Source organism: Arthrobacter sp. ISL-72 (genome assembly GCF_018613755.1).
In the GTDB taxonomy this organism is placed as follows: domain Bacteria; phylum Actinomycetota; class Actinomycetes; order Actinomycetales; family Micrococcaceae; genus Arthrobacter.
On sequence record NZ_JAGGPP010000044.1, the window covers coordinates 1 to 8826 of the forward strand.

Annotated in this window: 11 protein-coding genes; 5 read left to right on the plus strand and 6 right to left on the minus strand. The window is 62.0% G+C overall.

Translation table 11 applies throughout. The features are described 5' to 3' along the window. The 3 genes from J7I92_RS22830 to J7I92_RS22840 all read left to right on the plus strand — a co-directional run. A partial coding sequence (locus J7I92_RS22830; protein ID WP_214844192.1) for a hypothetical protein occupies nt 1-372 on the plus strand: 372 nt, incomplete at its 5' end. Between the two features lie 92 nt (nt 373-464). Beyond that, nucleotides 465-818, plus strand: a complete 354-nt coding sequence (locus tag J7I92_RS22835; protein WP_214844195.1) for a DUF3846 domain-containing protein — start codon at nt 465-467, stop codon at nt 816-818. A 17-nt stretch (nt 819-835) separates the two neighbouring features. Beyond that, nucleotides 836-1618 (plus strand): hypothetical protein, encoded by a 783-nt coding sequence (locus tag J7I92_RS22840; protein WP_214844197.1) that lies wholly within the window; start codon nt 836-838, stop codon nt 1616-1618. 153 nt (nt 1619-1771) lie between these two features. Here the strand turns inward: J7I92_RS22840 and J7I92_RS24125 are convergent, their stop codons facing one another. Together J7I92_RS24125 and J7I92_RS22845 are read right to left on the minus strand one after the other, a co-directional pair. Further along, on the minus strand, nt 1772-2158 hold the full coding sequence (locus J7I92_RS24125; RefSeq protein WP_251040351.1) for a hypothetical protein: 387 nt from the start codon (nt 2156-2158) through the stop codon (nt 1772-1774). Further along, nucleotides 2077-2946, minus strand: coding sequence for an ATP-binding protein (locus J7I92_RS22845; RefSeq protein ID WP_251040352.1), 870 nt, complete (start codon nt 2944-2946; stop codon nt 2077-2079). Before J7I92_RS22845 ends, J7I92_RS24125 begins: the two co-directional genes overlap by 82 nt. 488 nt (nt 2947-3434) lie before the next feature. Between J7I92_RS22845 and J7I92_RS22850 the strand changes: the two genes are divergently transcribed. After that, nucleotides 3435-3695 carry a hypothetical protein gene (locus tag J7I92_RS22850; protein ID WP_214844199.1) on the plus strand — a complete coding sequence of 87 codons (261 nt, stop codon included), beginning with the start codon at nt 3435-3437 and terminating at the stop codon, nt 3693-3695. Here the strand turns inward: J7I92_RS22850 and J7I92_RS22855 are convergent. The 3 genes from J7I92_RS22855 to J7I92_RS22865 form a co-directional block, all read right to left on the minus strand. After that, entirely contained in the window at nt 3692-3895 is a 204-nt protein-coding gene (locus J7I92_RS22855) for a cold-shock protein (protein ID WP_104046164.1), read from the minus strand. The two genes, J7I92_RS22850 and J7I92_RS22855, sit on opposite strands and share 4 nt — an antisense overlap. A gap of 477 nt (nt 3896-4372) precedes the next feature. Continuing rightward, nucleotides 4373-5131, minus strand: coding sequence for a helix-turn-helix domain-containing protein (locus J7I92_RS24750; protein WP_214844201.1), 759 nt, complete (start codon nt 5129-5131; stop codon nt 4373-4375). A gap of 360 nt (nt 5132-5491) precedes the next feature. Further along, the gene (locus tag J7I92_RS22865; RefSeq protein ID WP_214844202.1) at nt 5492-5959 is read right to left on the minus strand and encodes a sensor histidine kinase; all 468 of its coding nucleotides are present in this window, start codon (nt 5957-5959) and stop codon (nt 5492-5494) included. Between the two features lie 1447 nt (nt 5960-7406). Between J7I92_RS22865 and J7I92_RS22870 the strand changes: the two genes are divergently transcribed. Then, nucleotides 7407-7733 carry a hypothetical protein gene (locus tag J7I92_RS22870; protein ID WP_214844203.1) on the plus strand — a complete coding sequence of 109 codons (327 nt, stop codon included), beginning with the start codon at nt 7407-7409 and terminating at the stop codon, nt 7731-7733. A 421-nt stretch (nt 7734-8154) separates the two neighbouring features. Here J7I92_RS22870 and J7I92_RS22875 read toward each other — a convergent pair whose 3' ends face one another. Continuing rightward, nucleotides 8155-8727 carry a hypothetical protein gene (locus tag J7I92_RS22875; protein WP_251040353.1) on the minus strand — a complete coding sequence of 191 codons (573 nt, stop codon included), beginning with the start codon at nt 8725-8727 and terminating at the stop codon, nt 8155-8157. Between the last annotated feature and the right edge of the window lie 99 nt (nt 8728-8826).

Here is an 8826-nt window from a genome sequence, read left to right on the forward strand (position 1 = left end):
CCACCGTTTTTCTTACAGTCCCACCACGAGAACGGCGGTTACGACTGGATTGAGCTGATCGAAGCCGAGGGCTGGGCAGTCCTTGGTGTGTGGGGCTGCGACGGCTGGGACTTGGGCCAATGGCCTTACGTCATGGTCGCTGTCACGCGGACGACTGACACCATCGGGAGCCTCTTCGGAGTCGCGTCCTACTGTGAGGGAGACGTGAAAACAACCTACTACCGCAGCCAGCGTGCGCAGTGGGAAGCCATCACCGAACACGCGTTCTTCTCATGGAAAAACGGGCAAGCCCAAGGGCCGGGCAACCTGTCCGAAGCAGCCGCTGAACTGTCGTCCCGCTACCGTGAACCGTACCGGCCCACCGCCGACTAACCACACCACACCAAAAGGCGTTGCCCGCTGACTCATCCAGGGTTAGCGGGCAACGCCTCCCGGCCTGACCCCCAATTCGAGAGGACAACTTCGTGAACCGCGTCAACGCCCTGATCATCCCCGCCGACATGAACGAACCCGCCCAAATCGAAAGCATCGATGCCGGGCTGCAGAACCTGCAATCCATTGTGGCCGGAAATATCGAAGCCGTCAGCGGGGATGACTGGCACTTTTACCTGAACGAGGAAGGAAAGAATCTGGGCCTTGAACCAAACCGTCACGCCGCGCTTCTGCTTTTGGAAGCCACCGGAACCCTGACGGATGTCTACTGCGGAAACGTCGTGTTTCTGGGTGAGACGGCCGATGGCAGCGAAGGCAACGGACCCGGGCACCTGATCGATTTGGCCCAACAGAGCGGAAACGACCGCCCGGACATCGAGCGATAGCACCAGGAAGGTAGAGCATGAGCGAATCAGACGGACTGGACGAGGTCGTTGAAGCAATGCTCCGCACCGGCCTCACAGCCGCAGGGCGAATCGGCGAAGAACTATCCAGGGCCCGGGAACAACGCCTTCGCGTCGCCCACGCTGCGGAAGAACAACAGGGACGCGAACTACGTGCCCGCCTCGAGGCAGAGCGTGCAGCTGCACGCGCCCAGCTGGCACCCGCATTGGACAGCCGGTGGTGGGACACCGCCAAGGTCGAAGACATTGTTCGGGTCCACGAAACCGCCACCGCGTGGCAGGCCTACGATCCCATGGCCCGTTCTGCCGCAGACGCAGTAGCAGAGCAGGTACAACGCCGCTACGGTGTCGACGTCGCAGCTCTGGGCACGGGTGCCAGCGCCGCTGCAACACTCAACGAAGCGGAGCGGACGAAGAACCAGGCGCAGGAGGAACGGACGTCGGCCGCAGGCGAAAAGGCCGAAGCAGCGCAACTGCTGGCAGAAGCCGAACGCGCGGACAAAGCGCGGCGCAATGATGTGGAAGCAGAGAATGCACGCCCCGAACAACTTAGTGGTCAAGCCGACGCCGCGTACGACTCGGCCGAACGCCGGGAAGCCCTGGCCAAGGGTCTTGATCACGTCGCAGACCGTGAAGCAGTGCAAGCCCGGCTCAACGCAGACCGGGACCAGGCAACCCCGCCGGCCGCCGCCGTCGCAACCACCCGTAAAGCACCAAAGGCGCGCAAGGCGGCGGGCATGCCGGGAACTCCCCGGCAGGCGCAAAAAGACCTCAGCCGGTAAATATCAGTCGAACTTGAGCACGTTGGATCGTGGGGCCAATGTGCAGGCGCCGACCGTCTGCGCTGTCTGGGTTATGGCTTGCGGCGGCCGCCGGTTTCGGGACCGGGTGACATCGGAATCCTGGAAGGCAGAGCGCTGGCGTTTTGCGCGGGGTCAGTCCTTTTGCCGGGCGATGAATGCGCCCATTCCGGGGACGGTGAACTGTACGAGCCCATGTTCGGGGGCGAAAATGATCCCCTTGTCGATGAGGCGGGCGCGTTGGCTGGTGAGGGAGCTGTGGTCCTTCCCGAGGCGGCCGCTCAGGTCTGCCGTGGCAGAGGGGCCTTCGCCGTCCTGACTCATCGCGCGCAGGTAGTGTCGTTCGGCAGGTGTGGCCCGTTGCCAGCGTGCGACGAAGAACCCGTGGTCCAGGTCGGCTGTTCCGAGCTCCACCGCAAGCCGGGCATCACCGACGGTGATCACCTTCTCGGACGCCGTCTCCCAGAGGGTGCGCCCGTAGGCCTGCAGGAAATAGGCGTAACCGCCGGCAGCGTCCAGCATGGTGTCCAGGCCTGGCCCTCGAGAACGGCGCCAAGGCGGGCGATGGGAACGGTGAGTGCTTCGGCGGCTGCGTCCGGGGCGAGCTTGCCGACCATGCGGTAGTGGAAGAGCCGTTCGGCGTAGGAGCGGCTCTCGCTGAGCCGGCCCGGCAGGGACGGCAGGCCTCCACCGACGATGTAGAAGGGCCAGCCCCGTTGACCGGCAGCGTGCTGGACGGTCAGCAGCGCCCCCAGCAGGTCGGCCTCGAGGTCCTGCATCTCGTCAATGACCAGCGCAAACCCTGCCCTCGCTTTTCGCATGGAGGCCGAGACGTCCTCCACCATCTCTTCCAGGTCGATCTCGAGGTTTCGCGAGTCAGCGCGACCGGCATCAAATTTCAGGTCGGCGGTGAGGCCTTGCAGACCAAGGGAAACCGAAATGTTTGAGATGCTTCCCAGGCCCTGGGCGCGAAGATGCGACCACGCGGGCGTCTGCCGGAGCCGCCGGGCTCCCAGCTGCAGTTCACGAGCGAGCTTTTTCCGGACAGCCGCGGGGCCGCCGTCCCCGGGCTGCGCCTCGAACTGCACCACCAGCCACCCATTGCGACGGGCCATTTCCGAAAACTCGTTCAAAAGAACGGTTTTGCCCACACCCCTAAGCCCAGTCAGGAGAATACCCCGGTCACCGGCCGCATTCGCCTTCGCCCGGGCCACCAGAAGGTCAAACGCGTCGATCTCCTTCCGTCTGCCAACCAAGGCAGGAGGCCTGACCCCGGAGCCGGGAGAGAAAGGGTTAAGGGCAGGTTCCATGCCCCAATCATAACCAAAGCATCTTGAAGCATTTCAGACTTTGAAATAGGCAGCTATTCTTTGGCCAAACCCGGTGCGACCTGACGGACCGCCACCTCCCGTCGGCGATCCGGCGTGGGGACCTTCGGCTTGGTGGCGTTGACGGTATAGCGGCAACGACAGGGGGGAGAGAGTCCGGAAGCAACCAACGGCTCGTCTCCCAAAACCCTTCGCCCAGGGGAGATGTCTCCTTTGAGGCGGGTGTAGCGCGGGTCCCGTGACAACGGCTCGCGTCGGGCCCTCAGGAGGCTTTCAGCCTGAGGGGTTCTCCTTCGGTGTTCCGTCCGGGTCTTCCGTTATGTTGGGATCTTCCGTCTGTTTCGTAGCGGGGTTCTCGGCTCGGGGATCTTCGGCCTCCCAGGGGGGCTGTTGTCCAGTTCCGGGATCGCTCATGATGTTCCTCCAGTGATTCTTATGCCGGTCCATTGTCATGATGCCACCACAAAAGCATGTGCAACAGTGTCGACGATGACGGTCGACGGATTCCAGCGGTCATCACAACACCTGCTGTCCTGTTGCTGCTTCTCCCCGTCGGCGAGCTGGACGGGTACCTTCTTGCGGCCGGTTTCGGTGAATCGCCCGCCGGAGCTGACGCCTTGGGCTGGCGGGCCTTCATCGTGGTCATGCTGGGCATGTTTACGGCAAGGGGCATTGTGGGAAACAAAAAAGCTGACCGGCTTGTGCCGGTCAGCTTTTTGAGAACCGCTTAGAGCGGCTGGATGTTCTCCGCCTGCGGGCCCTTAGGGCCCTGGGTGACGTCGAACTGAACCTTCTGGTTCTCGTCGAGGGAGCGGTAACCGCTGGATGCGATTGCCGAAAAATGTGCGAACACGTCAGCGCTTCCGTCGTCGGGGGCGATGAAACCGAAGCCCTTTTCGGCGTTGAACCACTTGACTGTACCTGTTGCCATGCTTGTTTCCTTCACGGGTCGCGGGCCGGATCCGCTTGTCGGATTGCCGTCCCCGCCACTCACACCATGAGCCTATGTGGCAGCAGTGGGGACGGGCAAGAGATTGGTCAAAGGCTGGACTCCCGGTGGACGGCCACATGAGGCTGCGGCAGCGACTTCGAGTACCTGGCACGCGCGGTGCCCCCTCCGGGAGACGACACGACCTGGCCCCGCTATTGACCGGAGCTTCGCCAATTTTATGGCGGATTCTCAGGGCTCTTGGGACCGCAAAGCAAGGGCTGACAAGGCGCGGGAGACTCCGCAAGCAAGGTGGGAATGGCGGAAATGCTAAGCTAAACTGAGACCTGCTTTTGTCCTGTCATTCTGACAGATTTACATAATCTTTAGTATCGGCCCTTGCATTCGACCGAAGGAGTAGTAGGGGTAAACCACGGAGTTGTGGGCACTTGAGATCCTTCGTTTTAGTCCAGGACGAGCCTATTGGTAGCCCCTTGATGACGTAGGTGTTGCCTGAGCAACATCGCCGACAGTTAATGCAGTCGCGAGCTCCATGGCGTGGTCCGGGCGCGTGAGGTCCTTGTCCGTTAGTGCTTGGATGCGCCTGAGGCGCTGTCCGACGGTATTGGGGTGTACCTGCAGAAGTCGGGCGGTGTCTGCGTTGACCAGCCCGCATGCGAAGTAGGTTCGGAGGGTCCTAATGAGTTCTGTTCCTCGCGAGGTATCGTGAGCGCGTACCGGTCCCAGCGTCCGATCTGCATACTGAAGTAGCTGGTGCGCATCGTCGAGCTGAAGGAGTAGACCGACAAGGCCTAGGTCGTCTAGGGTCGCGGAAGTATCCGTTTGTCCTGTAAGTGCCAGCATGTCTAGCGCCCCGGCTGCAGAGCGATAGGCGCGGGGATACATTTTCAGGTCTGGACAGGGTCCCAGTGATACCGCAGTCGCTGAGGCGATTGGGCGACGTGAAGCGGCAAGCCTGCGGACCTCGTCGCTCAGGTCAATTTGGGAGCTTGATTGCCCGAAAGCGGCGGGCATCAAAACGACGATTCGGTCGTGATGTATACCTGACAGGGGGCGGGGTTTGAACGGCGCAGTCCACGCGTTTATTCGTCGAAGTGCCTGTTGTAGGCAGGTGTTGACGTCGCTTTGGGCGACATGCGTCAAGGAGATGACGACCATTGAGTGCTCGAGGGTCAGATCATGGCCTAGCCGCTCTGCGCGGGCAACGATAGTGCTCATGGCAGACGGCTCCCCGGTGAGGAGGTCGTTCAGGACTGCGCCTTGCAGCCTCCATTGCGCTTCTTCAGCTGTTCGTGCTCGTAGTAGCTCGAGGGAGGTAACAACTGCAGCATGTGGCAACACAGGCGTCAGTGATAAACCAACCAGAGCGGTCACTCCGCTGGAAAAGATCGCCGCCAAACGACGCTACTTGAGGCTGATTCTTCTGATTAGATGCGCGTTTCGCGCCCAATGAAGCCGGGCAGCAAAGGCCGACACGGAGGTTATGACAAGCAGTAAGCTCCGTTGTGTGTTTGCATTGAATGCGAATTAGCCGGCGCGCTGTGCTTCCTCGCAGACCGGCCATTTGGATTTCCGTCGCTAGTTCAGGGGCACGGTGATGGATACCAAAGTGCCTGTGCCGAGTACGGAATCCATAGTGATGATACCGCCGGCTTCGTACACGGCCGCAGTCATCTGGCACACGCCGTACCCATGGTCCCGGCCACCAAGGAGTTGTCTTTGGGAGCCGACGCCGTTGTCTGTGATGGTCAGCCGGACACCGTGGTCGACGGCTGTTAGGTGGAGCGTCAGTTCGGTGGCCTGAGAGTATTTGAATGCGCAGTTGAGTGTCTCCTGCGCGGCCTGGCACAGCAGCGTGGCGCAGGCGGCCGGTATTTGGACGCCATGAGGCGGAGTCTCCCAACGCACCCTGACCCCGCTGTGGCGCAGGGGAACGGTCAGTTCATCGATGCAGCCTGCGAGTCCCAAGGCGTGGAAGTCAGTAGCTTGGTCATCCGTGATGACGCCGCTGGCGGCGCGTTCGTCCAAAGCTGGTCCTTGACCCATGGCTTCGCCTACTTCCCTGCGATCCCTGTTAGATGTCCGCGCACCTGATCAGGTCAGAATATGTGCGCTTCGATCAAGACTGGCAACTCAGCATCAAGGATTCCGACACTTATCCGCAGTTCTCGTGCAAGTTCCGGCTGGATAGGGCAAACGGTGCCCAGTGAGGGCAGCCGGAACCACCACCTGACTGTCAGTTGCCGAATTCATGAATTCATAAATTCCACAACTTTTTCTGCCCAGTAAGTGTTATATGTCTGCAGACCGCAGCGGTGGGCTCGTCCCCGGAGGCCAGGGGAAGTGTCCCTGATGGAGGCCATCGAGGACCAGCCGGGTCGCACGGTGTGCCCCAGAGCGGGTGCTCCACCCCGACGCGCTACTCTAATCGCAGACCAATTTAGGGGGATGCATGAGAGCCAGGGGCCACACCGCCGGACTCGAATTCCACAGCAAGATCGTCATCATCCGCCGAGCCGGTGTCCTGGCCGGGACAGGTTTCAGTCGATGACCATGCGGTCCATTCTGGTCTGTGCTGCATGTGGATCAGCCGTGGTCTTGGTTCGGTTCAAATACAGCGGGCCGGGCGCAAGAGAGCCGGAGGAAGAAGTCCCGTCGCATTGCAGTAACCGGAATTGTCCCAACAGCAGGAAAGGCATGAAGCCGGCCATTGATTGGTACCACCGCGCGTCACTGGGCAGGGATCGGCCGGACTGACGAAACCCCGCACAGGGTTCCCGTGGGGCGCTTCGCTGACTTGTACGCCGCCCGGACGGCGACTGGGCCATCCTCCGTGTCGCCGTGTTCTGCATGCCCGTCTATTGAGGAAGATCGCACGGCCAGCTCCGCGAAAAAAATTCGTCGTGATAGCCAGTTATATTGACTCATGCCGAGGACTGCACCTTCGGTGTAAACAGCAGAAGATCCCCCACACGAGCCGGGGTACGACTCAAGCACTGGGGCTCTTCCTCCGGTCAGCGGCTCCGCAAATGGGGGAATGCGGAGATGCTTGGAACAAACTACCGCCTATGGAACCGCCCCCCAAACCGTCGGCGCCTCACGGCGGCAGATTGATCCGGTCCGCACGTGGTTTCCGCACCTCCCGTTGGGTCTTGACACGGAATTTCGCTGAGCCAAAACTTGGCGTAACGGGCCGGGTGCGCCGTTACGCTGCCCTGGCGCACGGGTTGGCTTCCGGCTCCGGGCGGAGGGTGAGATGGCGGCGAACGCGGCCCCGGTTCGAACGCGGAGGCAACGGGTTTGGTTACGGGTTCTTTTGCCTGATGCCTTGGTGGTGATCGGTGCTCCGCTCATAGAACTGTGGTCGTGGAACCACCTCCCGGGATTCCGGGACCTGGGCTATGTTTTGGGTCTGGGATCGCTAGTAGTCTTCACGTTCTACGGGATCTGGTCCTACGAGAGGACCGTTAGAGATGAACCCGGGGCCATCGCTATGAGGGACGCTATCGCCGCGACGGTCATCGTGCTGTATCTGGTTCTGCTCTCCTGGGCTGTCTTCTTCAGCACCGGCGTCAGCACGAGCAGCCCTGCGACGGACGGCGCGGCGAACCAGGCAACCGAGTCGATCAACAAAGTAACGTCCGAGCTTCTGACGAGCTTCACCTCCATCACTGCTGTCGTCGTAGCCTTCTACTTCGGCTCAGTCACCATTGACCAGGTCACACGCCACCGGCAGGAGCCAGGCAATGCCGCGGCTGCCCAGGACGCGCCACCGGAGAAAGAGGTCGCGGACCCCAACCGCAGGGACAGTGACGGCTAGGTTCCTGTGACGGGAAACTGCGACCACGCCCTGTGACAGCGGATTTTCCTCCGGAAACATTTGCACGCATTCATTCAAGCGGGGATGTCCGGGAGCACAATAGTCATGCCGGGCCCTCACTCGCATGTATTGGGGGGAGTCTAAGGCTCCGCCGCACATGGGGGCACCGTCGCGAACGACGGTGCGTGGGGAATTTGCCCTGGTAGCGGGGCACTGCCGGACTCAGCGCCGGACAAGGGCCGGTCTCAAGCCGCCGGGGCCGAACCGGTGCCGCTTCCGCCCGCCCGTTCAGGGAGGGCGGAAGCGCCTGCGTTTCCCGTCGCGCCGGGCGATTTTGTGGCTCGGGATCCAGTCTCGGGATAGCACGCCGGGGACTGTGCTGCCGAGTCGTGTGTCCGGAATCAACTCCGTCTCGAAGGCCTCAGCCAGTTTGATTAGACGGGTCGTTGGGAGCGATGCCGTTTGTGAGGAGAACTTCCCGGGCGCGTTTCAGGGCCTGATCGCAGACTCTGGCGAGGCGTTCCCGGACGGTGGTGCGGTAGAGGTCATGCGCCCATTCCAGTTCGGCTGCCGCGTCCCGGTAGAGGGCTTCATCAAAGAGGCGCCGGCCGATCTCATACCTGACGAGCGCTTCCCTGGCCGGGGAGCGGGCCAGACGCAGGGCATCTTCCTGCATCCGTGCGGCCTCGTGCCACTGGTACTGGCGCTGATAGGCATGTGCCAGCACGAGCAGGGGCCGGAACCGGTCCGTCGAATTAGTCAGCAGTGCCCGGCCTTCCGAGACGGCCTGCTGTCCGCGGTCCAGCAGGGACAGCGCCCAGACCCGTTCCAGGCTCGGGTACTCCCCCAGTCTGGCCGTCATGGCTTCCCGGTCCAGGACGACATCGCGCAGCGTCGAGAGGTCAGTACGCCAGATCTCTCCCTCGGGTCCCACCGACCTGCCGCGCTTTCCGAAGACACCGGTCGCCATCACTTGCCAACTCAGTGCCATCATCACCCAAGGATTCCACACCCACCGTCGGACCCGGCCCGGCGCGGGGCCGCGGGGACGACGCCAGGTTCGTGACGTTGGGGACTGTAAGAAAAACGGTGG